The organism is Streptomyces sp. NPDC015345 (genome assembly GCF_043078805.1).
GTDB lineage: Bacteria > Actinomycetota > Actinomycetes > Streptomycetales > Streptomycetaceae > Streptomyces.
Genome location: NZ_JBIBTX010000007.1, coordinates 277,415 through 303,254, shown reverse-complemented (window position 1 = coordinate 303,254; position 25,840 = coordinate 277,415). Strand labels below are relative to the sequence as shown.

Here is a 25,840-nt window from a genome sequence, read left to right as displayed (position 1 = left end):
CTCATTCTCCGGATCGTCCGTCCCCGTCGGCCTTGGCCGCCTTGTCCAGGATGCCGGGCAGCACCCGGAGGAACGCGTCCACCTCGTCGCCCCGCACGTTCAGCGGTGGCATCAGCCGTACGACATCGGGGGCGGGCGCGTTCACCAGGAAGCCGGCGTCCTGAGCCGCCTGCTGCACCTGCGGCGCGAGCGGCTCGGTGAGCACGATACCCAGCAGCAGGCCCGCGCCCCTGACATGCCCGACGAGCCGGTGGCCGAGTGACTCGATCCCGCCCCGCAGCTTCTCGCCCGCCCGCTTGGTGTTCTCCAGGAGCCCCTCGGCGACGATGGTGTCGACGACCGCGAGCCCCGCGGCGCACGCGACGGGGTTCCCGCCGAACGTCGTGCCGTGGTGACCGGGCCTGAAGAGCTCGGCGGCGGCGCCGAACGCGACGGTCGCGCCGAGCGGCAGACCGCCGCCCAGACCCTTCGCGAGTGTGACGACGTCAGGCTCGACGCCCTCGTGCGCGAGGTGCTCGAACCAGTGGCCGGTGCGGCCGATTCCGGTCTGCACCTCGTCGAGGACGAGGAGGGTCCCGGTGGCGCGGGTGATCTCCCTGGCCGCCGTGAGGTAGCCCGGGGGCGGCATGACGACGCCGTTCTCACCCTGGATCGGCTCGATGATCACGAAGGCGGTCTCGGTGGTGACGGCGGCGCGCAGGGCCTCGACGTCGCCGTACGGCACATGGGTGACGTCGCCGGGCAGCGGCAGGAACGGCTCCTGCTTGCCGGACTGTCCGGTGAGGGCGAGCGCGCCCATGGTCCGGCCGTGGAAGCCGCCGTCGGTGGCGACCATGTGCGGGCGGCCGGTCAGCCGGCCGATCTTGAAGGCGCCTTCGTTGGCCTCCGCGCCGGAGTTGCAGAAGAAAACGCGGCCCTCACGCCCGAAGAGCCCCAGGAGCCGTTCGGCGAGCCGGACGGGCGGTTCGGCGACGAAGAGGTTCGAGACGTGGCCGAGCGCGCCGATCTGCGCGCTCACGGCCTCGACGATCGCCGGGTGGGCGTGGCCGAGCGCGTTGACGGCGATGCCGCCGACGAAGTCGACGTACTCCTTGCCGTCGGCGTCCCACAGCCTGCTGCCCGCGCCGCGCACGAGGGGCAGCCGCGGCGTACCGTAGTTGTCCATGAGCGCGCCCTGCCAGCGCGCGGTCAGCTCCTGGTTGCTCATGACTCCCCCTCGGTGTCGGCTTGCGTGTCGTCGTGCGGCGCGTCCGGCACGACCATGGTGCCGATGCCTTCGTCGGTGAAGATCTCCAGCAGGATCGAGTGCTGGACGCGGCCGTCGATGACGCGGGCGGTCTCCACGCCGTTGCGCACGGCGTGCAGGCAGCCCTCCATCTTCGGGACCATGCCGCTGGCCAGCTCGGGCAGGAGCTTCTCCAGCTCCTTCGCGGTGAGGCGGCTGATCACCTCGTCGCTGTTGGGCCAGTCCTCGTAGAGGCCCTCGACGTCGGTGAGGACCATCAGGGTCTCGGCATCAAGCGCCGCAGCGAGTGCCGCAGCCGCCGTATCAGCATTGACGTTGTAGACATGGTGATCGTCCTGGGAACGGGCGATCGAGGAGACGACCGGGATGCGGCCGTCGGCGAGCAGCGCCTCGATGGCGCCCGTGTCGATCTCGGTGATCTCGCCGACCCGGCCGATGTCGACCAGTTCGCCCTCGATGCGGGGCTGGTGCTTGGTGGCGGTGATGGTGTGCGCGTCCTCGCCGGTGAGCCCGACGGCGAGCGGCCCGTGCTGGTTGAGCAGGCCGACCAGTTCGCGCTGCACCTGACCGGCGAGCACCATGCGTACGACGTCCATCGCGTCCTCGGTGGTGACCCTGAGGCCCGCCTTGAACTCGCTGACGATGCCGTGCCGTTCGAGCGCCTTGCTGATCTGCGGTCCGCCGCCGTGCACGACCACCGGCTTCAGGCCCGCGTGGTGCAGGAAGACGACGTCCTGGGCGAACGCGGCCTTCAGCTCCTCGTCGACCATGGCGTTGCCGCCGAACTTGATGACGACGGTCTTACCGCGGTGCCGGGTCAGCCAGGGCAGCGCCTCGATGAGGATCTGCGCCTTGGGCAGCGCGGTGTGCTTGCGGGCGGTGGGCTGGGAGCCCGGGTCCTTGCTCATGAGGAGTACGCGCTGTTCTCGTGGACGTAGTCCGCGGTCAGGTCGTTCGTCCAGATCGTCGCGGTCTCCTCGCCCGCCGCCAGGTCGGCGGTGATGACGACCTCGCGGTAGCGCATGTCGACCAGGTCGCGGTCCTCGCCCACCGAGCCGTTCTTGCAGACCCATACGCCGTTGATGGCGACGTTCAGCTGATTCGGGTCGAAGGCGGCGGACGTGGTGCCGATCGCGGAGAGCACCCGGCCCCAGTTGGGGTCCTCGCCGTGCAGCGCGCACTTGAGGAGGTTGTTGCGGGCGATGGACCGGCCGACCTCGACGGCGTCGGCCTCGCTGGCCGCGTTGACCACCTCGACCTTGATGTCCTTGCTGGCGCCCTCGGCGTCGCCGATGAGCTGCCGGCCGAGGTCGTCGCAGACCTCGCGGACGGCCTCGGCGAACTCGGCGTACTCCGGGGTGACTTCGGCGGCGCCCGAGGCGAGCAGCAGCACCGTGTCGTTGGTGGACATGCAGCCGTCGGAGTCGACGCGGTCGAAGGTGAGGCGGGTTGCGTCCCGCAGCGCCCGGTCCAGGACGTCGGCTTCGAGGTCGGCGTCCGTGGTCAGCACGACCAGCATCGTGGCGAGGCCGGGGGCGAGCATGCCGGCGCCCTTGGCCATGCCGCCGACGGTCCAGCCGTCCCTGCTCACCACGGACGTCTTGTGGACGCTGTCGGTGGTCTTGATGGCGATGGCGGCCTTCTCGCCGCCGTGCGCGGAGAGTTCACCGGCGGCCTTCTCGACGCCCGGCAGGAGCTTGTCCATGGGCAGCGTGACACCGATGAGCCCGGTCGAGGCGACGGCGACCTCGCCCGCGTTCAGGGAGAGGACCTCGGCCACCTTCTCGGCGGTGGCGTGCGTGTCCTGGAAGCCCTTGGGTCCCGTACAGGCGTTGGCGCCACCGGAGTTGAGGACGACGGCGGAGACGAGTCCGCCCTTGAGGACCTGCTCCGACCAGAGGACGGGCGCGGCCTTGACGCGGTTGGAGGTGAAGACGCCCGCGGCGGCCAGGCGGGGCCCGGTGTTGACCACGAGGGCCAGGTCCGGGTTGCCGTTCTCCTTGATGCCGGCGGCGATGCCCGCCGCCGTGAATCCCTTGGCTGCCGTCACACTCACGGCGCGACTCCGATCGTAGAGAGCCCGGTCGCCTCGTCGAGGCCGAGGGCGATGTTCATGCTCTGGAGGGCGCCGCCCGCGGTGCCCTTGGCGAGATTGTCGATGGCGCTGATCACGATCACGCGGCCGGCCGCCTCGTCGTACGCGACCTGGATCTGTACGGCGTTCGAGCCGTACACGGCGGCGGTCGCGGGCCACTGCCCCTCGGGGAGCAGGTGGACGAACGGCTCGTCGGCGAAGGCCTTGGCGTACGCGTCCCGCACGGTCTCGGCGGTGACGCCCGCCTTGGCCTTCGCGCTGCACGTGGCGAGGATGCCGCGCGGCATCGGGGCCAGGGTCGGCGTGAAGGAGACGGTGACCGGGGCGCCCGCGGCGGCGCTCAGGTTCTGGATCATCTCGGGGGTGTGCCGGTGCGCTCCGCCGACTCCGTACGGGGACATGTTCCCCATGACCTCCGAGCCGAGCAGGTGCGGCTTGGCGGCCTTGCCCGCGCCGGAGGTGCCGGACGCGGCGACGATCACCGCTTCGGGTTCGACGAGGTCCGCCGTGTACGCGGGGAAGAGCGCGAGCGAGACGGCGGTCGGATAGCAGCCGGGCACCGCGATGCGCTTGGTGCCCGCCAGCGCGGCGCGGGCGCCGGGCAGTTCGGGCAGCCCGTAGGGCCAGGTGCCGGCGTGCGGGCTGCCGTAGAACTTCTCCCAGTCCCCCGCGTCCTTCAGCCGGAAGTCGGCGCCCATGTCCACGACGAGGACGTCGGGGCCGAGCTGCTCGGCGACGGCGGCGGACTGCCCGTGGGGCAGCGCGAGGAAGACCACGTCGTGCGGCCGGTCCTGCCCCGCGAGGATCTCCGGGGTGGTCGGCTCAAGAACGCGGTCGGCGAGCGGGAGCAGATGCGGTTGCAGCGCTCCCAGGCGCTGGCCCGCGTTCGAGTTCCCGGTGAGAGCGCCGATCTCCACCTCGGGGTGGGCGAGCAACAGGCGCAGCAACTCGCCGCCCGCGTACCCACTCGCCCCTGCCACTGCTGCGCGTACCGCCATGGAACCCTCCTCTTGGATGGCATGACTATACGCATAGCCGCAGTTTTATGCAACGCCACCCTCATGCCCACGCCGCAAGGGCGACCCCTTAGGTAAGGGTACCCTTACATTAGTCGTCACGGGCTCCTGTCAGAAGTGGCTCCCGGTCCGGGCCGGCGGCCGTAAATCGCGTGCCGTCCACATCCCCGCCGCGTTATCTTCGGCCCTATGAACGTCACCGGCCTCAGCCTCACCGCGACCGCGCGAGCGCCCCGCTCGCCGGTCGCCGCCGCCTGACGTACGTACGTCCTGAACTCTCCACCGGCGACCGGAAACGGCCCGCCGGTGGTTCCGTGGTTCCCTCGTCCCGGTTCCGGTGATCGCACGGGCCGTCTTCCGGTGCCTCCCGTCGCGACGCGAAGGAGCCACTCCCATGAAGACCCCCCTCAGCACCGAGCAGATCGTCCGTACGTTCGTCGAGTACTACGAGGAGCGCGGGCACCGCCGGATCACCGGCTCGACCCTGCTGCCGCCGCCCGGCGACCCGGTGCTCTTCACCACCTCGGGGATGCACCCGCTCATCCCGTACCTCGAAGGGCGCCCGCACCCCCTCGGCAGGCGGCTCGTCAACGTCCAGCGGTGTCTGCGCACCACGGACCTCGAAGAGGTCGGCGACCCCACCCATCTGACCGTCTTCGAGATGCTCGGCACCTGGTCGCTCGGCGACTACGAGGGCCCGCAGAGCCTGGCCTGGGGGTACGAGCTGCTCACCGACGGCTTCGGCGTCGACCCCGGGCTGCTGCACGCCACGGTCTTCGGCGGCGACAACCGGACCGGGCCCGACACCGCCTCCCTGGAGCTGTGGCAGGACCGAGGGGTCCCGGTGGAGCTGACCGTGGAGGACAACTGGTGGCCCAGCGGATCGGCCGGGCCGTGCGGGCCCGACTCGGAGATCTTCCTGTGGACCGGTGAAGGACCGCCGGAGTCGACCCCGACGCGCGACGACCGCTGGGTCGAGGTGTGGAACCACGTGATGATGCGCCATCGCCGCCTCGACGACGGCTCACTCGTACCGCTGGTCCAGCGCAATGTCGACACCGGCCTCGGCCTGGAGCGGCTGGCCTCGCTGCTCCAGGGCCGCCGGTCGGTGTTCGAGAGCGACGTCTTCGACCTCTGGCGGCGGCTCGTGCCGGGCCTGTGGCCGCTGGACGAGCCGTCGCTGCGGCTGGTCTGCGACCACCTGCGCTCGGCTGTCGTGGTGATCGGCGACGGCGTGGGCCCGGCCGCCTCGGGACGCGGCTATGTGCTGCGGCGGCTGGTGCGTCGCGTACTCACTGTGCTGTGGCGGGACGACGCCTCGCGCACGCTCGGCGACCTCCCGGACGAACTGGTGCGGCACACCCTGGACCGCTTCCGGCAGGACGCCGATCCGAGTGCCGTGCACCGGGTGCTGGTCGAGGAGGAGCATCGCTTCGGGCGACTCCTGGAGCGCGGGCGGCAGGTGCTGGCCCGGCCCCGTTTCCGGGGCCCGCTGGACGAGGAGGACTTCCGCTACCTGCACGACACCCACGGCCTGCCGCGCGAACTGGTGGTGAGCCTGCGCACGCAGGGCTGAGCCTGCGCACGCGGGACCGGGCGGTGCGTGGTCGGGGGCCCGATGCGGGAGCGGGCCCCTCGCTCAGCGGCCGGCGTGGGTCAGGAGCGGGCGTCCTCGTCGGCGCGAGCCGCACGCTTCTGGGCCTGCTCGGCCTGCTTCTCCTTGATCCGCACCGCTTCCTTGCGGACCTCGGCCTGGGTGGCGCGCTCCTGGCGCAGCCAACCGGGCATCTCGTCCTTCAGCGCGTCGATCTGCTCGGTGGTGAGCGGCTCGGTGACCCCGCCCCGGGCGAGGCCCGCGATGGAGACGCCGAGCTTGGCGGCGACGACCGGGCGGGGGTGGGGGCCGTTGCGCCGCAGTTCCTGGAGCCACTCGGGCGGGTCGGCCTGAAGCGAGTTCAGCTCGCTGCGCGAGACGACACCCTCCTGGAACTCGGCGGGCGTGGCCTGGAGGAGCACACCCAGCTTCTTCGCCGCGGTCGCGGGCTTCATGGTCTGGGTGTTCTGGTGCGACGTCATGGTGTCAAGGGTATCGAGCATGTGCGCTACCTCTGACCACGACCGGTAGCCTGGCGAGGTGACAGGCTCGGAAGTAACCCCTTCGTTCCGGCTCGCCTACGTCCCGGGGGTGACGCCCACCAAGTGGGTGCGTATCTGGAACGAGCGGCTGCCCGACGTCCCCCTGACCCTTCTCCAGGTCTCTCCCGGCGAGGCACCTGACGTGCTGCGCGCGGGCGGGGCCGACGCCGGGTTCGTACGGCTGCCGATCGACCGTACGGACCTCAGCGCGATCCCCCTCTACGCCGAGACCACGGTCGTCGTGATCCCCAAGGACCACGTCGTGGCCGCGGTCGACGAGGTGTCCCCCGAGGACCTCGCCGACGAGATCGTGTTCCACCCGCTGGACGAGACGCTGGAGTGGGAGCGGCGCCCGGGGGTGCCCGCCGCCGAGCGCCCGGCGACGACGGCCGACGCGATCGAGCTGGTCGCGGCGGGCGTGGGGGTGCTCCTCGTCCCGCAGTCCCTCGCGCGGCTGCACCACCGCAAGGACCTCACCTACCGCCCCGTCACGGACGCCCCCGAGTCGCGTGTGGCCCTCTCGTGGCGGGAGGACGGGACCACGGAGCTGGTCGAGGACTTCATCGGCATCGTCCGCGGCCGTACGGTCAACAGCTCTCGGGGGCGCGCGCAGGCCCCGGCGGCGAAGGAGAAGTCCCAGGCAAAGCCGCAGGCCAAGGGCAGGCCCAAGGCCGCGGCGCAGCCGAAGAAGAAGGCCGTGTCCCGCCCGAAGCCCGCCAAGCGCGGCAAGCCGCGGCGGCGCTCGTAGTCGCGTACGCACATGAAGGCACGTGAAGGGGGCCTCCCGCCGAGCGGCGGGAGGCCCCCTTCACGACTGTGTGCCGGGCTTCACGACTGTGCCGGACGTCAGCCCAGGATCGACAGCGCCTGGTTGAACGTCGCGGACGGACGCATGACCTCGGTGGCCTTGGCGACGTCCGGCTGGTAGTAGCCGCCGATGTCGGCCGGGGAGCCCTGGACGGCGATGAGCTCGTCGACGATGGTCTGCTCCTGCTCGGCCAGCGTCTTGGCCAGGGCGGCGAACGCCTCGGCGAGCTGCGTGTCCTCGGTCTGCTTGGCCAGCTCCTGGGCCCAGTAGAGGGCGAGGTAGAAGTGGCTGCCGCGGTTGTCGATGCCACCGAGGCGGCGGCTCGGCGACTTGTCGTTCTCCAGGAACGTGGCCGTCGCGCGGTCCAGGGTGTCGGCGAGGATCTGCGCGCGGGCGTTGCCCGTGGTGGTGGCGAGGTGCTCGAAGCTGACCGCGAGGGCGAGGAACTCGCCCAGGCTGTCCCAGCGCAGGTAGTTCTCCTTGACCAGCTGCTGGACGTGCTTCGGTGCGGAGCCGCCGGCGCCGGTCTCGAAGAGGCCGCCGCCGTTCATCAGCGGGACGACCGACAGCATCTTGGCGCTGGTGCCCAGCTCCAGGATCGGGAAGAGGTCGGTGAGGTAGTCACGCAGGACGTTGCCGGTGACGGAGATGGTGTCCTCGCCGCGGCGGATGCGCTCCAGGGAGAACGCGGTGGCCTCGACCGGGGACATGATCCGGATGTCCAGGCCCGCGGTGTCGTGGTCGGCGAGGTACTGCTTGACCTTGCCGATGAGCACGGCGTCGTGGGCGCGGGTCTCGTCCAGCCAGAACACGGCGGGGCTGCCGGTGGCGCGGGCGCGCGTGACGGCGAGCTTGACCCAGTCCTGGATCGGCGCGTCCTTGGTCTGGCACATGCGGAAGATGTCACCGACGGCGACGGCCTGGTCCAGGACGACGTTGCCCGCGGCGTCGACGACGCGCACGGTGCCGGTGGTCTGGATCTCGAAGGTCTTGTCGTGGCTGCCGTACTCCTCGGCCTTCTGCGCCATCAGACCGACGTTCGGGACGGAGCCCATGGTCGACGGGTCGAAGGCGCCGTTGGCGCGGCAGTCGTCGATGACGACCTGGTAGATGCCGGCGTAGCTGCTGTCCGGGAGGACGGCCAGGGTGTCGTGCTCCTCGCCGTCCGGGCCCCACATGTGGCCGGAGGTGCGGATCATGGCCGGCATGGAGGCGTCGACGATGACGTCGCTCGGGACGTGCAGGTTGGAGATGCCCTTGTCGGAGTCGACCATGGCCAGCTCCGGGCCCTCGGCCAGCTCGGCTTCGAAGGACGCCTTGATCTTGTCGCCCTCGGGGAGCGAGTCCAGGCCCTTGAAGATGCCGCCCAGGCCGTCGTTCGGGGTCAGGCCGGCGGCGGCGAGGGTCTCGCCGTGCGCGGCGAAGGTCTTCGGGAAGAAGGCGCGGACCACGTGGCCGAAGACGATCGGGTCGGAGACCTTCATCATCGTGGCCTTGAGGTGCACGGAGAAGAGCACGCCCTGCGACTTGGCGCGGGCGACCTGCTGCTTGAGGAACTCGCGCAGCGCGGCGACGCGCATGACGGAGGCGTCGACGACCTCGCCCGCGAGGACCGGTACGGACTCGCGCAGGACGGTGGTGGAGCCGTCGTCACCGACGAGCTCGATGCGCAGCGCGCCGGCTTCGGTGATCACCGCGGACTTCTCGGTGGAGCGGAAGTCGTTCTCGCCCATGGTGGCGACGTTCGTCTTCGACTCGGACGTCCAGGCGCCCATGCGGTGCGGGTGGGCCTTGGCGTAGTTCTTGACCGACGCGGGGGCGCGGCGGTCGGAGTTGCCCTCGCGCAGGACCGGGTTGACGGCGCTGCCCTTGACCTTGTCGTAGCGGGCGCGGATGTCGCGCTCCTCGTCGGTCTTGGGGTCGTCCGGGTAGTCGGGGAGCGCGTAGCCCTGGCCCTGGAGCTCGGCGATCGCGGCCTTCAGCTGCGGGATCGAGGCCGAGATGTTGGGCAGCTTGATGATGTTCGCCCCGGGCGTCTTGGCGAGTTCGCCCAGCTCGGCGAGGGCGTCGTTGATGCGCTGGCCCTCTTCGAGGCGCTCGGGGAAGCTCGCGATGATCCGGCCCGCGAGCGAGATGTCACGGGTCTCCACGCTGACGCCTGCCGTCGAGGCGTAGGCCTGGACCACCGGCAAGAACGAATGGGTCGCCAGGGCCGGGGCCTCGTCAGTGTGGGTGTAGATGATGGTCGAGTCAGTCACCGGGTGCTCCGCTCCGCGTCTGCAACATTGCTCGACATCAAGATATCTCCTACCTTCCCCCGTACGGACAGGGCCCTGGCCATTTCCTTCCGCGTAGACACTGTCTACGCGATGTAGTAGACAGTGTCTATGAGCCAAGACGAGACAGACAAGCCACAGGACGCCGGGCTGCGGGCCCGCCTGGTGGACGTGGGCGTGGAACTCCTGGCGGCCGAGGGTGTGCAGGCGCTGACCCTGCGGGAGATCGCCCGCAGGGCCGGGGTCTCGCACGGGGCGCCCCGCCGCTACTTCCCCACACATGTGGAGCTGCTGTCGGCGATCGCGCGGCGCGGGTTCGCGGCGCTGGCGGCGGAGGTGGAGCGGGCGGCGGCCGAAGGCGATGCGCGTACGCGGCTGAAGGCGCTGAGCCGTGCCTACCTCGGTTTCGCGGCGGACCACCGCGGGATGTTCGAGCTGATGTTCCGCCACGATCTCCTGGAGAGCGACGGACTCGGCCTGCGGGAGACCAGCCTGCCGCTCTTCGACGTCCTGGTCGGCCTGGTCGCCGAGGCACGCCCCGCGTCCGGCGCCGGGGCGCGGATCACCGCGGGGTCCCTGTGGGCGAACCTGCACGGCATCGCGCAGCTGTGGGGGTGGGGCAGCCTGCGGCTGGCGTCGGGGGCGGCGGACGTGGAACCACTGATCGAGGCGGCGCTGGACGCGCATCTCGGTGCGGAGCGGGCGTGACTGCCGTTCGGCTGGGGGGTGAGGGGGTGTTCGGCGCAAAGACACGGCCCACGCCCAGGGCGAGCCGTCCGCGGACGCCGGGCCCGCGGACGCAGCGGAACCTGACCCTCGCGTGCAGTGTTCTCGGCGCGATGGTCGTCGCTCTGGACGGCACCGTGCTGACCGCCGTGCAGCCCGCCCTCCAGCGTGATCTGGACGCGTCGTTCACGCAGGTGCAGTGGACCAGCACCGGCTATCTGATCGCCGTGGCGAGCCTGCTGGTCTTCGCGGGGCGGCTCGGTGACCGGTACGGACACCGGCGGATCTTCGCCGTCGGGACGCTTGGCTTCGCGCTCGCCTCGGCGGGGACCGGCCTCGCGTCGGACATCGGCTGGGTGATCGCGCTGCGCGTCGCCCAGGGCGTCTTCGGCGCGCTGCTCCAGCCCGCCACGCTCGGGATGCTGCGGGCCGCGTACCCACCCGACAGGATCGGGCTGCCGATCGCGGTGCGGACCAGCGCGATCGGCGTCGCGGCGGCGGCCGGGCCGGTGCTCGGCGGGGCGCTCGCGACGGAGCTGGGCTGGCGCTCGGTGTTCTTCCTGAGCGTGGTGCCCGCGCTGGTGATCGGCGTACTGGCGCTGCTGGTGCGCGTGCCCGCGCCGCCCCGGGAGGGGCCCGCGCCCGGACTCGACCTGACCGGGGCGGGGCTGCTCGCGGTGGCGCTGGCGTGCCTCGTGCACACGCTGGTCGGCGCCTCGGAGAGCGGCCGGCCGGCGGCCACCGTGCTCGGGGCGTGCGGGGCGGTGCTCGCGGCGGCCGTATTCGTCCGGCACGAACGCCGCGCCGCGAGTCCGCTGATACCGCCCCTCCTGATCGGCTCGACCGCGGTCGGGCCCGCCCTCGGCATCCTGGTGGCGGCCTCCGCGGCGATGTTCGGTGCGCTCTTCGTGGGCACGTACTTCCTCCAGGACGTGCTGGAGCTCGACCCGCTGCACAGCGCGCTGCGGGCGCTGCCCCTCGCGATCATGATGATCGTGAGCGCGCCGTACGCGGCGGTGCTGCTGCGCCGGTACGGGCCCCGGCGGACGATCACGGCCGCCATGGCGGTGCTCACCCTCGGCGTCCTCGCCCTGTCCCGCCTGGACCAGGCGTCGGGGCCGGTCGCGGACGGGGCCGGATTCCTGCTGGTGGGCACCGGTTTCGGCACGGTGATGGTGGCCGCGACGGCCGTCGTCGTACGGCACGCCCCCGTAGCCGAGGCGGGCGTCGCGGGCGGCCTCCAGCAGACGGCGATGAACGTGGGCCCGACGCTGGGCATCGCCCTGGCGACCACCCTGATGACCGCGCTCGCGGGACACGCACCCGGCACGGAGCCCCACCGGACCGACGGCGCCTTCCTCTCCGCGATGGCCCCGACACTGGCGACCCTGGCGGCCGTGGCGGCGCTGGGCGCGGCGGCGGCGACGAGGCTGCCGGGACGACTGACGCGACCCGGCGACGAAGACGCGGGGCGCCCCGCCACCGAGGGGATCCCCTCCGGCCGGGGTTAGCGGCTAGCGCCGGAAGCCCCACCAGCGCCGCATCGACCACGCGCAGTCGGGCCATTACGGCAGCGCAGCACGAGGCACGGACGACGTGGCGAGACCCGGCGGCCACGACGCCGGGTCCCCACCACCGAGTCGACCACCCGGCCGGGGCTAGCCACCGGCTCCGGAAGCCGCCCCCGAGGCACGCACGACGCGGCGAGTCCGGCAGCCAAGGCACCGGGCCCCCACCCCCGCCAGAGCTACCGCCCGCCCCCGGAAAGAGCCTCCCCCAGCACCCCATCCACCATCCGCAAAGCCGCCCGCGACTGCCTCTCGCTCCGTTCGCGGCTGTCCAAGCGGAGCGTGAACGCCGCGCTGGTCACCGCTGTGGCTCCGTCCGGGGTGACACCGCATTCGCTGACGCAGCCGAGGCTGGTTCCGCCGTGGAACCAGATGCCGTCGCGGCGGCCGGTCACCGGCCGCCAGGCGATGCCGAGGCCGTAGCGGACGCCGTCGGCCGGGATCCAGTCCTTCACGGGCACGGTCTGCCGCATCGCCGCCAGCTCGGCCGGGCGCAGCAGGCGCCCGCCGAGCAGGGCGCGCAGGAAGACGCCGTGGTCCCGGGGCGTCGAGATGAGGCAGCCGTCCGCGCCGCCGCCGAAGCCGAGGGTCGTGTCGATGGGCCGGGTGCCGTTCGGGAAGTACGTGTAACCGGTGGCCGTCGGCCTCGGCACATATGACGACGTGCCCGGCGTGAGGGTGTCGCGCAGGCCGAGCGGTTCGATAATCCGCTCGTGGAGTTCCTGCGCCCAGAGGTGGCCCGTGACCGCCTCGATGAGCAACCCGGCGACGACGTAGTTGGTGTTGGAGTAGGCCCAGCGTCGCTCCCCCGCCGGATCGTCGGCGTCGGGCAGCCACTCCGGGGGCTTGCTCAGGGCGGCCGTCAGCTGCTCCTCGGGGGTCTGCGGGCGGAAGCGGTCGCGGCGGTAGGCCTCCGGTGTGAGGTCGGCGGGGTCCGCCGCGACCGCGAAGTAGTCGTTCAGGCCGCTGGTCTGCCGCAGCAGGTTGGTGACGGTGATCCGGCGGCCGTCGTTGCCGTGGCCACGGACCGCGCCGGGCAGCCACCGCTCGACGGTGTCGGTGAGCTTCAGCCTTCCCTCGCCCACGAGTTGGAGGAGGAGCGTGGCGGTGAACGTCTTGGTGTCGCTGCCGATCCGGTAGTACGCGCCCCAGGGCACCGGATCCTTCGCCGCGAGGTCGGCGACGCCCGCGCGGGCGGCCGTGCGGCCGTGCGCGCCCTGCACCTCGGCGAGGACGCCGGTCACTCCGGTGGCGAGGAGGGCGTCGACGTGGCGTTGCAGGGCCCGCTCCCGCCGGGGCGCCACCGCGGAGGCGGGGGCCGCCGCCCCCGTGAGCAGCGCCGCCGTGGCGGCCGCGAGCCCCGTACGCCTGCTGATCTCCGTCATGAGCGCGCCTCCGGCTTCGGGCAGGTGAGGTCGGCGGCGGGCAGCTCGCCGTCGCGCAGGTAGGTGTTGACGGCGCGGTCGGCGCAGGGGACGGGGGTCAGGCCGTCGTTCCCCCGGCCGTAGACGCCGTGCGAGCGGATGTCCGCCGTCAGGAGGCGCGATCCGGTGAGCCTGCGGTGCAGGGCGAGGGCGCCTTCGTAGGGCACGTTGTTGTCGTGACGGGCCTGGAGCAGCAGGACCGGCACGTCGTTGCCGATCTTCGTGCCGGGTTCGCGGGGCTCGCTTTTCCAGAACGCGCACGGCGCGATCATGCCGTTGACGTACGGGCCGAAGACCGGCTGCGTGGTACGGCTGCGCTGCATGTTCTTCCAGTACGTCGCCGGGTTCTTCGGCCAGCCGCCCGCGGGCCACCCCCCGTCGCCGCACATGAAGATCGCGCCGCCGACCATGCTGCTCTCCAGCTCCGGCGAGGAGAGGAGTTCGAGGAGCCCGGCGAGGGCGGGGCCCGGCTCGATGCCCTCGCCCGCCGCCGCCTTCTTCAAGTCGCCGACCACTTCTGCCAGTTGGGGGCCGTACTCCTCGTGCTGGACGAGCTGCTTGAAGATCATGCGCAGGAGTGGGGCGTTCAGCCGCTGCCCCTGGACCGGAATGGGGTGCCGTTCGGCCCGGGCCAGCAACTCCCGTACGTCAGCGCGCACTCGCGTCGCCAGCGCGGCCTCCGCGGGCGCTCCCGAGCGCTGGAACAGCTCGTACTGCGTGGCCGCCGGGTCCGTCGAGGAGTCCAGGACGACGCGGTCGGCGCGGCGCGGGAACAGCTGGGTGTAGACGGCGCCGAGGTCCGCGCCGTACGAGACGCCGTAGTACGACAGCTTGCGCTCGCCGAGGGCGGCGCGGATCGCGTCCATGTCGCGGGCGACGTTGCGGGTCGAGGCGTGCGGGAGCAGCGCGGCGTTGTCGCCGTGCTGCTGGCAGCGGCGCGCGGTGTCCCGGGCGGCACGCACCGACGCCTCGAAGTCCTCGCGCGGTGTGGTCGTCGGCGCGGGCGGGGCCGGGCGCGGGGCGGGGCCGCAGGTGAGCGGGGTGCTCTCGCCGAGGAAGCGGGGGTCGAAGCCGATCAGGTCGTACTGGTCGGCGACGTCCTTCAGCGTGGGCCGCAGGGCGAGGGTGTGGGCGAGGCCGGTGCCGCCCGGACCGCCGGGGTTGGAGAGCAGGATGCCGCGCCGCTCGGACGACTTCGCCTTGACGCGGGAGATGGCGAGCTGGATCGTACGGCCGCCGGGGTCGGCGTAGTCGAGGGGCACGGTGACCTTCGCGCACTGCGCGCCCGCCGCGATCAGCTCCTTCTGACCGGCCGAGCAGGCGCCCCAACTCAGCGTCTGCGATGCCGGCTTGGGGGGAGAGGTCGCGGCGGACACTCCGCCCGCGAGGAGACCGGCCAGTCCTAAGCCCGCGGTGATGGTCGAGGCGACGCGCATCGTGCTCCTTGGTCCGTCGGTGTCCGCCCCGGCCCACCCGGCCGGAGACGATCACCACGTTAGGAAGGCGCGCGGCCCGCCACCATCGGGCCACCGGGCCGAATCCCCCTGGGGACAACCCCCGTAGGCGCGCTCCGGTTCTCCCGAGGCCGTCCGGCCTTGACCTGGAGTCCGCTCCAGCTCCTAGTGTCGGAGCCGACCACGGAGCACCAGCCAGGAGGTACCACCATGACCAGTCTTCCCACCCGCCGGCTCGGCGCGCTGACGGTCTCGGCCCAGGGGCTCGGATGCATGGGGATGAGCCAGGGATACGGCGCGTCGGACGACGACCGGTCGATCGCGACGATCCACCGCGCCCTGGACCTCGGCGTCACCCTGCTCGACACCTCCGACTTCTACGGCAGCGGCCACAACGAACAGCTCCTGGGCCGCGCCCTCGCGGGCCCGCGCCGTGAAGAGGCGGTCCTCGCCACCAAGTTCGGCTTCACCAACCGCTTCGGCGAGCCGACGCACATCCGGGGCGACGCCCCGTACGTACGCGAGGCCTGCGACGCCTCGCTGCGGCGCCTCGGCGTCGACCACATCGACCTCTACTACGCTCACCGGATCGACAAGACCGTGCCGATCGAGGAGACCGTCGGCGCGCTCGCAGAGCTGGTCCAGGCGGGCAAGGTGCGCCACATCGGGCTCTCCGAGGCGGGCGCGGACACGATCCGCAGGGCGCACGCCGTGCATCCGATCGCCGCGCTCCAGAGCGAGTGGTCGCTGTGGACCAGGGACCTGGAGGCGGAGATCGCGCCGCTCTGCCGGGAGCTCGGCATCGGCATCGTGCCGTACTCGCCGCTCGGCCGCGGCTTCCTCACCGGCCGCTACACCTCGCTCGACGCGCTGCCCGAGGGCGACCTGCGGCGCACCCAGCCCCGCTTCACCGACGGCAACCTGGAGCGGAACCTCGCCATCGTCGAGACGCTGAACGCGCTCGCCGCCGAAAAGGGCGTCACCGCCGGGCAGCTCGCGCTCGCCTGGGTGCAGCACCGCGGCGACGACGTCGTGCCGATTCCGGGCACGCGCCGCGAGAAGTACCTGGAGGAGAACATCGCGGCCGCCACGCTCGAACTGTCCGCCGAGGACCTCGCGGCGATCGACGCGGCGGCTCCCGCCGACAAGGTCGCGGGCACGCGGTACGACGCGCGCAGCATGTCGGTGCTGGACAAGTAGCGGCTAACCTGCCGGTATGTCCTCCCTCCGCCCCGTCCCGGAGCCACTCGCCCATCTCGTCGGCGAGTGGCGCGTGACCCGCACGGTCCGCGACCTCGCGGACGGCTCGGAGGGCCACTTCAGCGGTACGACGCTCTTCTCGCCGCTGCCCGCCCCGCACGAGGGCGGGCTCCTCCACCACGAGTCGGGCGTCTTCACCTGGCACGGCACCGCGCGCCCCGCCGAGCGCACCCTGCGTTTCCTGCCGGGCGCGACCCCGGGCACGGCCCGCGTCGAGTTCGCCGACGGGCGCTTCTTCCACGACCTTGACCTGCGCTCCGGCCGGCACGCGACGGACCATCCGTGCGCGGCGGACCTCTACCGGGGCGAGTTCGAGGTGGACGACGCGGATCACTGGCGCAGCCGGTGGAGGGTCAGCGGCCCCGCCAAGGATCTGTTGCTCGTCACGGAGTACGTACGGGCCGCCCGGGGCCCGGCGGTCACTGACCGCCCAGCGCCATCCAGGACTCCGGGTCGTCCAGGGGCTTGAACCCGACCTTCTCGTAGACGCCGTGCGCGTCGGCGGTGGCCAGCAGCACGCGGCGCAGGCCGAACGGCTCCAGGTGCGCGCGGACCGCGTCCACGAGGGCGGTGCCGAGGCCGCTGCCGCGCGCGTCCGGGGCGACGTACACATCGCAGAGCCAGGCGAAGGTGGCCCGGTCGGTCACCACGCGTGCGTACGCCACCTGATCCCCCGAACTTCCGTCGTACGCGCCGAAGTTCAGCGACCCGGCGATCGCCGCGTCCTGCTTGGCGCGGCTGCGGCCGAGCGCCCAGTACGCGTCCGTGGAGAGCCACTGGTGGACGCGGGCCGCGTCGACGCGGGCGGGGTCGGCGGATATCTCGTACGGACCGTGGAGCGTGACACTGTCGTTCATGCCCCGACCCTCGCAGCACCCCGTGCGTCCCGTCGACCGCTTTCCGCCCGGCGGCTACCCCCGGACCTCGTCGCAGGCCGCCCGCAGCCTGCGCACCCCCTCGCCGATCTCCCCCACCCCCGCGACCGCCGCGAAACTCAGCCGGACGTACGCCGCCGTGGGCTCCGCCGCGAAGTACGGACGGCCGGGGGCCACGGCCACGCCCGCGCGCAGGGCGGCCGAGGCCAGCGCCGTCTCGTCGGTGCCGTCGGGCAGCCGCACCCAGAGGTTGTAGCCGCCCGCGGGGATGTGCGGCATCGCGAGTTCGGGCAGGCGCAGCCGCAGCGCCGCGGCCATGGCGTCCCTGCGGATCCTCAACTCGCCCGCCACCGCCCGCAGATGGCGCGGCCAGGCCGGGGAGCCGACCAGTTCGAGCGCCGCCTCCTGAAGCGGTCGGGGCACGAAGAAGTGGTCGACGACCTGGATGGCGCGCAGCCGCTCCAGGACCGGTCCGCGCGCGGCGAGCGCGCTCACCCGGAAGCTCGGCGAGGTGGCCTTGGTGAGCGAGCAGACGTGCACGACGACGCCGTCCTTGTCGTCGGCGGAGAGCGGCGGCGGCAGCGGCCCGGCGTCCTCGTGGACGAGGCGGCGCACGAAGTCGTCCTCGATGACGAACGCCCCCGCCTCGCGGGCGATCCGCAGGACCTCCGGGCGGCGCTCGGCGGAGAGTACGGCGCCCGTCGGGTTCTGGAACAGCGGCTGGCAGACGAAGACCCGGGCTCCCGTCGCGCGGAAGGCGGCCTCCAGGAGCTGCGGGCGCACCCCGTCCGTGTCGACGGGCACCGGCACGGGACGCATCCCCGCCGCGCGGGCGATCGCCAGCATCCCGGGGTAGGTGGGCGACTCGACGAGCACGGGCGCTCCCGGCGGGGCGAGCGCGCGCAGCGCCGTGGTCAGGGCGCTCTGCCCGCCCGCGGTGATCAGCACCTCGGCGGCCGTGACGGCCCCGCCGACGCCGCGCGCGAACCACTCCCGCAGCTCCGGAAGGCCGTCGACCGGCGGCCTGCCCCACGCCCCGGGCCGCCGCCCCGCCCTGGCGAGCGCCGCGGCCATGGCGCGCTCGGGCTGGAGGGAGGCGTCGAGGTAGCCGCCGTTGAACTCGATGACGCCGGGCGGCGGTGCGGCCAGGGTGGCGAGCACCCCGGAGGCGTCGACCGCGCGCGGCACCAGCTCGGCGGTGGCGTCGGCGCTCAGGGACACCTCCTGCCACGAGGTGTCGCCGGCGGGCACGGCGGGCACCGTCGGCTCGGCGCGGAAGACCCCGGCGCCGGGCCGGGTGACGACGAGCCCTTCGGCGGCCAGCTGCGCCAGGGCCCGTGACACGGTCACGGGGCTCACCCGGAACCGCTCGACGAGGGACCGGCTGGACGGCAGCTTTCCTCCAGGTGAGTAGCGGTCCATCTCGTCCCGCAGCTGTTTCGCCAGTTCACCCACACTGCTACTGTCTTGCATGACAGCACAGGATAGCGCTACTCGCCCGAAGCGGATAGCGGTCAGTGAAGCCGCCACCGGTACGACGGCACCCGTGGCCGCCACCCCCGCCCCGCACGGCTCCCGCCGCACCGGCACCGTGATGGCCGCCCTCGGCGTCACCGCCTTCTCGCTGACCTTCCCCGCCACCGCCTGGGGCCTCGAAGGCATCGGCCCCTGGAGCCTCGTCACCCTGCGCGGCGCGCTGAGCGCCCTCATCGCGGGCGGCTGCCTGCTCGCCCTGCGCGTCCCGGTGCCGCACCGCCGCCACTGGGCGGGGCTCGCGGTGGTCGGCGCCGGTGTGGTCGTCGGCTTCCCGCTGCTGACCACGCTCGCCCTCCAGACCTCCACCACCGCGCACGCGGCCGTGGTCGTGGGCCTGCTCCCCCTGACGACCGCCGTCCTCTCGGCGCTGCGGACCGGGGCGCGCCCCTCGCGCATGTTCTGGGTGGCGGCGCTCGCCGGGGCCGCGGCCGTGATCGCGTTCACCGTGCAGCAGAGCGGCGGCGCGCTGTCCGCCGCCGACCTCTACCTCTTCGGCGCGCTCCTGATCTGCGCCGCCGGCTACACCGAGGGCGGCCGCCTGGCCCGTGAGATGCCCGGCTGGCAGGTCATCGGCTGGGGGCTCATGCTCTGCCTGCCGCTCAACCTGCTCGGCGCGGCCCTCGCCCTCCAGCACGAGTCCTTCCAGCTCACCGGGCACAGCACGGCGGGCCTGCTCTACTCCGCGATCGGCTCGCAGTTCCTCGGCCTGGTCGTCTGGTACCGGGGCATGGCGGCCATCGGCGTACCCAAGGCCAGTCAGCTCCAGCTCGCCCAGCCGCTGCTGACCCTGGTCTGGTCGGTGTTCCTGCTCGGCGAGCACCTGCCCGTCGCCGCGCCCCTCACGGCGGCCGCGGTCCTCGTCTGCATCGCGGTCACCCAGAGGGCCCGCGGCTGACCCGAGGCCGACCCGACCGGCGTCCGACCGGGCGCCGACTCCCGCCCTCCGCCCTAGAATGGAGGCCACGGAACGCGACCGCAGAGCGGGACGAGGGAGTACTCCACATGCGCGCAACCGTAGGTGACAGGCTGGTGGTGCACGGCAGGATCGTCGGGCAGCACGACCGGACCGCGGAGGTCGTCGAGGTGCTCGGCGAGGACGGCGGCCCGCCGTACCGCGTCCGGTTCGAGGACGGCCACGAGACGCTGATGTCGCCGGGCCCCGACACCGTCGTACGGCACGAGGACCCGGCGAGCTAGGACTGGAGCGTCAGCGCGGCGGCTTCGCCGGCTCCTGGTAGTGGTCGGCGACGACCCGCGCCATGGCGCCGTTCCTGTCGACGCCGACCTCCTTGGCCGAGAAGTAGATGTGCCCGCGCACCTCGGGGAAGCCCTCGGCGTACGTGAGGTGGCGGGACAGCTCCGCCGGGTCCTGCCAGGCCGGGGGCTGCGCCGGATCGCCCGCCTTGTAGAGGGCCTCACCGATGTACAGGCGCACGCCCGTGCCGCGTACGACGTCGTTCCACCACGGCACCAGCTTGGCGTAGTCCGCCGCGGGGAAGCCGATGTTCCAGTACACCTGCGGGACGATGTAGTCGAGCCAGCCCTTCTTCACCCAGCCGCGCGTGTCCGCGTACAGGTCGTCGTACGTCTGTACGCCGGCCCGGGTGTCCGAGCCCGTCGGGTCGGTCGCCTTGTTGCGCCAGACCGCGAAGGGGCTGATGCCGAACTGGGTGCGCCCCCGGGTCTTCTTGATCCGGCCGGACATCTCGCGCACCAGCCGGTCGATGTTGTCGCGGCGCCAAGAGGCGCGGTCCGGGAAGCCGCCGCCGTAGCGCGCGAAGGCGTCGTCGTCGTCGAAGGTCTGGCCCGCGACGGGGTACGGATAGAAGTAGTCGTCCCAGTGCACCGCGTCCAGCGGATAGCGGCGGACCGCGTCGAGCATCGCGTCCTGCACGAAGCGCCGCACCTCGGGCAGGCCCGGGTTGTAGTAGAGCTTCCCGCCGTACGGCACCACCCACTCGGGGTGCACGCGCGCGGGGTGCGTGGCCACCAGCCGCGACGGGTCGGTGTGGTTGGCGATGCGGAAGGGGTTGAACCACGCGTGCAGCTCCAGGCCTCTGCGGTGCGCCTCCTTCACCGCGGTGCCCAGCGGGTCCCAGCCCGGGTCCTTGCCCTGGGTCCCGGTGAGGTACTCCGACCACGGCTCGTGCGGCGAGGGCCACAGGGCGTCGGCGGTGGGCCGCACCTGGAAGACCACCGCGTTCAGTCTGCGGTTCACCGCCGAGTCGAGGAACGCGAGGAGCTCGCTCCGCTGCTGCTGCGCGGACAGGCCCGGCTTGGAGGGCCAGTCGCGGTTGACGACGGTCGCCAGCCACATGGCCCGCAGCTCGCGCGCCTTCTTCCGGCGCCGGTCGGGGGCCGCCGCCGCGTCCCCCGCCGTCGCCAGGCCCGCGATCGTCGCCGCGGCCACCACCGAGAAACCCCGACGTGACATACGCCTCATCTGTACGCCCCTGAGCTCGCTGTGTCCGGCACCTTTCGCCGGGTTGCGGCCAGCATGCCCGACCCGGCACGCCATGGACCCCAGGTTGCGGAGTAACGTTCACGGCCGAGGCAGGCACCATCCATACGGGGGACCTGCCGGCCCCGTTGATCAGCGAAAGGCACGAGGTGACCGACTCCATGACCGATATCGCACGCGTCGGAGTGGTGGGCTGTGGCCAGATGGGCGCCGGAATCGCAGAGGTCTGCGCCCGCTCCGGACTGGATGTGAAGGTCGCGGAGACCACCGGCGAGGCCCTGGAGATCGGCCGCACACGGCTGTACAACTCCCTCTCCAAGGCCGCCGAGCGCGGCAAGATCTCCGAGGAGGAGCGGGACGCGACCCTGGCCCGGCTCAGTTTCACCACCGACCTCGGCGAGTTCAGTGACCGTGACCTGGTCATCGAGGCCGTCGTGGAGAACGAGCAGGTCAAGACCGAGATCTTCCAGGTGCTCGACCAGGTGGTGACGCGCCAGGACGCGATTCTCGCCTCCAACACCTCCTCCATCCCGCTGGTGAAGCTGGCGGTCGCGACCTCGCGGCCCGACCAGGTCATCGGCATCCACTTCTTCAACCCGGCGCCGGTGCAGCAGCTCGTCGAGCTGATCCCGGCGCTGACCACGTCGGAGGGCACCATCAGCCGGGCGCAGGTCATGGTCGAGAAGGTCCTCGGCAAGCACGCGATCCGCGCCCAGGACCGCTCGGGCTTCGTGGTCAACGCGCTGCTCATCCCGTACCTCCTCTCCGCGATCCGGATGTTCGAGTCGGGCATCGCGAGCCGCGAGGACATCGACAACGGCATGGAGATGGGCTGCGCCCACCCGATGGGCCCGCTCAAGCTCGCCGACCTGATCGGCCTGGACACGGTCGCCTCGGTCGCCGACTCCATGTACGCCGAGTACAAGGAGCCGCTGTACGCCGCTCCCCCGCTGCTCCAGCGCATGGTGGACGCGGGCCGCCTCGGCCGGAAGACCGGCTCGGGCTTCTACACGTACACGTGACACATCCGGTGTGAAACCGCTCCGCGTCGACGGGCCCGGCACTCCTTCGAGTGCCGGGCCCGCGGCGTTCACACACCGTGTGCGCGGTGGGCTCGCATATGCCCATCGCACACTCTCCCGCCCTGTCCGCCACGCGAGTTGACTGCCCGTGCGGATGAAGGGGGGACGCGCCATTACAGAGAGGAGTGGACTCGTGACCACCGATGGCGAGAGTGCCGTGGTCCCGGAAGAACTCGCGGAGTTACGCCGTAGCCTGGACGTGGGCCTGGCCCGCGTCGACGGACGGCTGGCGTTGCTGACGCAGCACGACCAACAGACCGCCAAGAACGTGGAGGCCCTGCAGGCCCGGGTCACCGCCCTGGAACACACGCGCTGGCCGCTCCCCACGATCGTCGCTCTCGCGGCGGTCGCGGCGCTCGCCGTGGCGGTCTGGCAGGCGATCGGCCATTAGCTAGCGCGCGTCCTGGCCGAGGCGCAGATGGTGCAGGAGGAGGAGGGCCGCGGCCATGTTGGCGGCCGGGACCTCCCCACGGGCCACCATGTCGGGGACGAGCTTGAGAGAGACCCACTCACGGCGGTCCGACTCGAAGTCGTCCTCGGGATGGCCGACGTAGGTCCCTTCGTCGGACCAGTAGATGTGGTGCCGGGCGTCGGTGAGCCCGTTCGAGGGCTCGACGCTCATCAGGTGCCGCAGCGGGCCCGGCCGCCAGCCGGTCTCCTCCTCCATCTCGCGGGCCGCCGCGTACGCGATGTCCTCGCCGTCCTCGACGACGCCCGCCGCGAGTTCCCAGCCCCAGCTGTCGGTGATGAAGCGGTGCCGCCAGAGCAGCAGCACTTCGTTGGCGTCGTTGACGACGGTGGCCACGGCGACGGGCCGCAGCCGTATCAGGAAGTGGTCCAGATGCCGGCCGTCGGGTAGCTCGACATCTGCGAGATTGACCGTGAACCACCTGTTTCCATACACAGTTTGTTCGCTCTGTTTCGTCCACTGCACGGTTCTGCCACCTTTCGCCGAGTAGACGGCAATATCGCAGCAGGGAGAACCGCAGAGCAGTGGGCGTCAGGGGGCGCCAGGGGGCGCCAGGGTCAGAGCGGGACGCGCAACGCCCCGTCGATGAGTTCGGCCGCCTCGGCCGTGCCCGCGCAGTCGCTGCGCACCAGGTGCTCGCGTACCGCGCGCAGTCTGTCCCGAAGCCGCTGGGACTCCATCCCCCGGGCCTGTTCCGCCATCTGCACCGCCGTGGCGACCGCCTCGTCGGTGTTGCCCTGGCGCAGTTCGATCTGGCTGAGCATCGCGAGCCGGTGGACCCGGCCCCGGTCGTGCGCCGGCGTGTCGACGGCCGCGGCGGCGTGCTCACGGGCGCTGACCAGATCGCCGAGGCTGAGCAGGGCCTCCGCCACTTGTACGTTGACCAGTCCCGGCTGGACGTACCCTGTCTCGTCCGGCTCGCGGCCCCGCAGGATCCGGTCGGCCGCGGCCTCCGCGCGCCGGATGCACGACAGCGCGCTCCTGCCGTCGCCCAGGTGTGCGTACGCCTTGGCCTGCATCGCGTACAGATCGGATGCGAGCGCCGGGGTGAGGTCACGGCCCGAGGCCCGCAGCGCCGCCTCGGCGAACGCCACGGCCTGGCGGTACTCGCGCATGAACAGCGACTGGTTGACCAGCAGCGCGATGACGTACGCCCCAAGACCCCGGTCCCCACTGGCCTTCGCGAGGCGCAGGGCCTGGTGGAAGTAGCGCTGGGCGAGGCCGTGCGCGTCGGAGTCGTAGGCGCAGATCCCCGCGATCGCCACCAACCCGCCCGTGGAGCGGTGCAGTTGGCGGCCCATCTCGTCGGTGTAGCTGCCCCGCAGCAGGGGCGCGGCCTCCGCGTTGAGGAAGCCGACGATGCGGGTGCGCGTCGCGACGCCGCCGGTCTTGCGGTACATCTGCTCGTAGTGGGCGCGGGCCGCGCGCATCATCTCGATGTCGGCCGTGCTGACGGGGTGCCGTCCGCCGCGGGACACATCGGTGTCCTCGGGCGGGTTCTCCCACTCCCAGACCGGCATCACCGCGGGGGTGCCGGTGACCGCGGGCGCGCCGAGCAGGTGGGGGCGCTGCTGTTCGTCCGAGCGCCACAGGGCCGTGGCGCGCTCCACGAAGCCGGAGAGCGTGGAGGTGACCGGGCCGGCGGGGGCGGCGGGGACACCGGGCACCCCGAGGCCGATGTCGTCGAGCGTGACGGGCCGCTGGAGCCGGGTGGCGAGCACCTCGCAGATCAGGTCCGGGACCTGACCGCGCGGGCGCTGCCCCTTCAACCAGCGGGAGACGGCGGTGTGTTCGTAGCGCAGCGCGAGGCCTCTGGACTTTCCGGCCTGGTTCACATGTGCGGCAAGTCCCGCGTGCGAGATGCCCGCTTCGTCGAGGATCGCGTCGAGCAGGGTGTTGGGCTGCATGGATGCCCTCCGGTGGCTCGGTGCTGTTCAGGGTAGTGGAGAGGCCTTCACACGGGGTGTGAACGGAGTGCCCGGATCCGGGGGGTGTGCGCTCTGCCGCGTCCTGTGTGGGCTCGCTTGACTGAGGTGCCTCATCAGTTGAGGAGGCCGGTGGGCCGCCGGCTCCCCCCTCATTCAGTGCGGCGGCCCTCGCTGGAGCCGTCCGTCCCGCCGTCTGCCCGACAACTCCATGGCGGGGCGGACGGCGCGCGGCTCGTTTCCGGCCATCGGGGAGCTCAGCTCACGGGGCGGGTGACGCGCCGTCCCGGCTCCTGCTGCGGGAGAGGGGCCTCCTCGCGGTCGTTCTCGCGGTCGTTCTCGCGGTCGTTGCGCAGGACGAGCAGCGCCGCGTCGTCGGACGGCGACCGCCCCGCGTGGCGCAGGAGGTCGGCGTAGACCGCGTCGATGAGGTCCTGCGGGGAGATCGACGGGCCCCGGGCCGCCGCGGTCAGCGCGGCCTGGAGCGGGAAGAACTCGCCCGCCGCGTCGCGGGCGTCCTCCATGCCGTCCGTGTGCAGGACGAGCGTCTCGCCCGGCAGCAGCCGCCCGCAGCGCAGCACGGGCAGTACCTCGGGGAGCGGGAAGAGGCCGAGCGGCGGCAGCGGTTCGGCGTCCGCCAGCGGCCGGGCCCACTGCTTGAGCAGATACGGCCACGGGTGACCGCAGTTGACGGCCAGGAGCTCGCCGTCCTCGCCGATCTCCAGGAGCAGTACGGTGACGAACTCCTCGGCCAGCGCACCGTCCTGCGCCGCTCTTCCGCTCGCGGGCTGCTCGGCGTGCGCGCGCTCCCGCAGGTGCCGCCCGAGCGCCCGCTCCAACCGGCGCATCACCACCGGCAGTTCGGGTTCGTCGTGGGCGGCCTCGCGGAAGCTCCCGAGGACGGCGGCGACGGTCCCGATGGCGCCGAGGCCATGCCCCCGGACGTCACCCATGACGACGCGCACGCCGTGGTCTGTGGCGGCGACCTCGTACAGATCGCCGCCGACACAGGCGCCCCGCGACGCCGAGACCCGTCCGGCGGCGAGAGCGAGCCCTTCCACGACAGGCGGCAGCGGTCTCAGCAGCACGTTCTGCGCGGCGCCCGCGACCTCGCGGACCTGTCTCAGCTCCCGCAGCAGCGTGCGGTGGACGTGCACCATGAGCCCGGTCCCGACGGCGAAGAAGACCGCGCTGCTGACGATCCGCGCCCCCATGCCGTCCTGCTGGGCCAGCGGACAGGCCAGTTTGTACGTGATGGCGACGGCGCCCCATACCGTCGGCAGCCCCAGCGCGAGCACACGCCGGAACCGACGACGGCCGCCCACGCAGGGCAGCCGGGGGTCTGTGTCACGGCCACGCGGGCCCCGGTCCCGCCCTCGTGGCCCCCTCGCCCTTGGCATCACCCCGCGGGGAGCCCCAGCCCTGAAACGGATCATGCTGTCGGCCCCCCCTCAGCCCGTGCGGCGCGCAGACCGACCCCTAC

General features: G+C 72.3%; 24 protein-coding genes. 10 read left to right on the top strand and 14 right to left on the bottom strand.

The genetic code is table 11. The annotated features are described in order from the left end of the window. Window position 1: 1 nt before the first annotated feature. From ACF062_RS28365 to argC, 4 genes are read right to left on the bottom strand one after another with little or no spacing between them, the layout of a single operon-like run. A complete protein-coding gene (locus tag ACF062_RS28365) occupies window positions 2-1,207 on the bottom strand; it encodes an acetylornithine transaminase (RefSeq protein ID WP_392142455.1) in 1,206 nt (401 codons plus the stop codon). Next, window positions 1,204-2,154, bottom strand: a complete 951-nt coding sequence (gene argB, locus ACF062_RS28360; protein ID WP_392142453.1) for an acetylglutamate kinase — start codon at window positions 2,152-2,154, stop codon at window positions 1,204-1,206. Before argB ends, ACF062_RS28365 begins: the two co-directional genes overlap by 4 nt. Beyond that, window positions 2,151-3,302: a bifunctional glutamate N-acetyltransferase/amino-acid acetyltransferase ArgJ gene (gene argJ / locus ACF062_RS28355; protein ID WP_392142451.1), complete on the bottom strand. Its 1,152-nt coding sequence runs from the start codon at window positions 3,300-3,302 to the stop codon at window positions 2,151-2,153. Before argJ ends, argB begins: the two co-directional genes overlap by 4 nt. Next, window positions 3,299-4,339, bottom strand: coding sequence for an N-acetyl-gamma-glutamyl-phosphate reductase (argC, locus tag ACF062_RS28350; RefSeq protein ID WP_392142449.1), 1,041 nt, complete (start codon window positions 4,337-4,339; stop codon window positions 3,299-3,301). The genes argJ and argC overlap by 4 nt, the downstream gene beginning before the upstream one ends. 412 nt (window positions 4,340-4,751) lie before the next feature. Between argC and ACF062_RS28345 the strand changes: the two genes are divergently transcribed. Continuing rightward, the gene (locus ACF062_RS28345; protein WP_392142448.1) at window positions 4,752-5,933 is read left to right on the top strand and encodes an alanine--tRNA ligase-related protein; all 1,182 of its coding nucleotides are present in this window, start codon (window positions 4,752-4,754) and stop codon (window positions 5,931-5,933) included. Window positions 5,934-6,013: 80 nt separating this feature from the next. Here ACF062_RS28345 and ACF062_RS28340 read toward each other — a convergent pair whose 3' ends face one another. After that, the gene (locus ACF062_RS28340; RefSeq protein ID WP_392142446.1) at window positions 6,014-6,433 is read right to left on the bottom strand and encodes a DUF5997 family protein; all 420 of its coding nucleotides are present in this window, start codon (window positions 6,431-6,433) and stop codon (window positions 6,014-6,016) included. A gap of 58 nt (window positions 6,434-6,491) precedes the next feature. Between ACF062_RS28340 and ACF062_RS28335 the strand changes: the two genes are divergently transcribed. Further along, entirely contained in the window at window positions 6,492-7,241 is a 750-nt protein-coding gene (locus tag ACF062_RS28335; RefSeq protein ID WP_392142444.1) for a LysR family substrate-binding domain-containing protein, read from the top strand. Window positions 7,242-7,339: 98 nt separating this feature from the next. Here the strand turns inward: ACF062_RS28335 and ACF062_RS28330 are convergent, their stop codons facing one another. Beyond that, on the bottom strand, window positions 7,340-9,559 hold the full coding sequence (locus tag ACF062_RS28330; RefSeq protein ID WP_223773619.1) for an NADP-dependent isocitrate dehydrogenase: 2,220 nt from the start codon (window positions 9,557-9,559) through the stop codon (window positions 7,340-7,342). Between the two features lie 129 nt (window positions 9,560-9,688). Here ACF062_RS28330 and ACF062_RS28325 point away from each other — a divergent pair, with 129 nt between their 5' ends. After that, window positions 9,689-10,285, top strand: coding sequence for a TetR/AcrR family transcriptional regulator (locus ACF062_RS28325; RefSeq protein WP_392142442.1), 597 nt, complete (start codon window positions 9,689-9,691; stop codon window positions 10,283-10,285). Between the two features lie 131 nt (window positions 10,286-10,416). Next, window positions 10,417-11,814 carry an MFS transporter gene (locus ACF062_RS28320; RefSeq protein ID WP_392142440.1) on the top strand — a complete coding sequence of 466 codons (1,398 nt, stop codon included), beginning with the start codon at window positions 10,417-10,419 and terminating at the stop codon, window positions 11,812-11,814. Window positions 11,815-12,050: 236 nt separating this feature from the next. Here ACF062_RS28320 and ACF062_RS28315 read toward each other — a convergent pair whose 3' ends face one another. Further along, complete coding sequence (locus ACF062_RS28315; protein WP_392142438.1) at window positions 12,051-13,256, bottom strand: serine hydrolase domain-containing protein; 1,206 nt, start codon at window positions 13,254-13,256, stop codon at window positions 12,051-12,053. Then, window positions 13,253-14,731 carry an alpha/beta hydrolase gene (locus ACF062_RS28310; RefSeq protein WP_392142437.1) on the bottom strand — a complete coding sequence of 493 codons (1,479 nt, stop codon included), beginning with the start codon at window positions 14,729-14,731 and terminating at the stop codon, window positions 13,253-13,255. The genes ACF062_RS28315 and ACF062_RS28310 overlap by 4 nt, the downstream gene beginning before the upstream one ends. A gap of 228 nt (window positions 14,732-14,959) precedes the next feature. Here ACF062_RS28310 and ACF062_RS28305 point away from each other — a divergent pair, with 228 nt between their 5' ends. Then, window positions 14,960-15,949, top strand: coding sequence for an aldo/keto reductase (locus ACF062_RS28305; protein ID WP_392142435.1), 990 nt, complete (start codon window positions 14,960-14,962; stop codon window positions 15,947-15,949). Window positions 15,950-15,965: 16 nt separating this feature from the next. Continuing rightward, window positions 15,966-16,478: a DUF6314 family protein gene (locus ACF062_RS28300; protein WP_392142433.1), complete on the top strand. Its 513-nt coding sequence runs from the start codon at window positions 15,966-15,968 to the stop codon at window positions 16,476-16,478. Here the strand turns inward: ACF062_RS28300 and ACF062_RS28295 are convergent. Together ACF062_RS28295 and ACF062_RS28290 are read right to left on the bottom strand one after the other, a co-directional pair. Further along, a complete protein-coding gene (locus ACF062_RS28295) occupies window positions 16,429-16,866 on the bottom strand; it encodes a GNAT family N-acetyltransferase (protein ID WP_392142431.1) in 438 nt (145 codons plus the stop codon). The genes ACF062_RS28300 and ACF062_RS28295 overlap by 50 nt on opposite strands. Window positions 16,867-16,920: 54 nt before the next feature. After that, a complete protein-coding gene (locus ACF062_RS28290; RefSeq protein ID WP_392142429.1) occupies window positions 16,921-18,357 on the bottom strand; it encodes a PLP-dependent aminotransferase family protein in 1,437 nt (478 codons plus the stop codon). Here ACF062_RS28290 and ACF062_RS28285 point away from each other — a divergent pair. Then, the gene (locus ACF062_RS28285) at window positions 18,356-19,315 is read left to right on the top strand and encodes a DMT family transporter (RefSeq protein WP_392142427.1); all 960 of its coding nucleotides are present in this window, start codon (window positions 18,356-18,358) and stop codon (window positions 19,313-19,315) included. The two genes, ACF062_RS28290 and ACF062_RS28285, sit on opposite strands and share 2 nt — an antisense overlap. 107 nt (window positions 19,316-19,422) lie before the next feature. After that, window positions 19,423-19,617: a DUF1918 domain-containing protein gene (locus ACF062_RS28280; protein ID WP_392142425.1), complete on the top strand. Its 195-nt coding sequence runs from the start codon at window positions 19,423-19,425 to the stop codon at window positions 19,615-19,617. A gap of 10 nt (window positions 19,618-19,627) precedes the next feature. On the opposite strand, the gene ACF062_RS28275 is transcribed toward ACF062_RS28280, so the two are convergent. Beyond that, window positions 19,628-20,863 carry a glycoside hydrolase family 10 protein gene (locus ACF062_RS28275; RefSeq protein ID WP_392142424.1) on the bottom strand — a complete coding sequence of 412 codons (1,236 nt, stop codon included), beginning with the start codon at window positions 20,861-20,863 and terminating at the stop codon, window positions 19,628-19,630. A 179-nt stretch (window positions 20,864-21,042) separates the two neighbouring features. On the opposite strand from ACF062_RS28275, the gene ACF062_RS28270 reads away from it, so the two are divergent. Continuing rightward, on the top strand, window positions 21,043-21,903 hold the full coding sequence (locus ACF062_RS28270) for a 3-hydroxybutyryl-CoA dehydrogenase (protein ID WP_356574756.1): 861 nt from the start codon (window positions 21,043-21,045) through the stop codon (window positions 21,901-21,903). Between the two features lie 193 nt (window positions 21,904-22,096). Next, entirely contained in the window at window positions 22,097-22,354 is a 258-nt protein-coding gene (locus ACF062_RS28265) for a hypothetical protein (protein WP_392142421.1), read from the top strand. Here ACF062_RS28265 and ACF062_RS28260 read toward each other — a convergent pair whose 3' ends face one another. The 3 genes from ACF062_RS28260 to ACF062_RS28250 form a co-directional block, all read right to left on the bottom strand. Beyond that, a complete protein-coding gene (locus tag ACF062_RS28260; RefSeq protein WP_392142419.1) occupies window positions 22,355-22,897 on the bottom strand; it encodes an NUDIX hydrolase in 543 nt (180 codons plus the stop codon). It lies immediately after the preceding gene. A 92-nt stretch (window positions 22,898-22,989) separates the two neighbouring features. Further along, complete coding sequence (locus tag ACF062_RS28255) at window positions 22,990-24,339, bottom strand: tetratricopeptide repeat protein (RefSeq protein WP_392142417.1); 1,350 nt, start codon at window positions 24,337-24,339, stop codon at window positions 22,990-22,992. 275 nt (window positions 24,340-24,614) lie between these two features. Further along, on the bottom strand, window positions 24,615-25,793 hold the full coding sequence (locus ACF062_RS28250; RefSeq protein WP_392142415.1) for a PP2C family protein-serine/threonine phosphatase: 1,179 nt from the start codon (window positions 25,791-25,793) through the stop codon (window positions 24,615-24,617). Window positions 25,794-25,840: the final 47 nt, after the last annotated feature.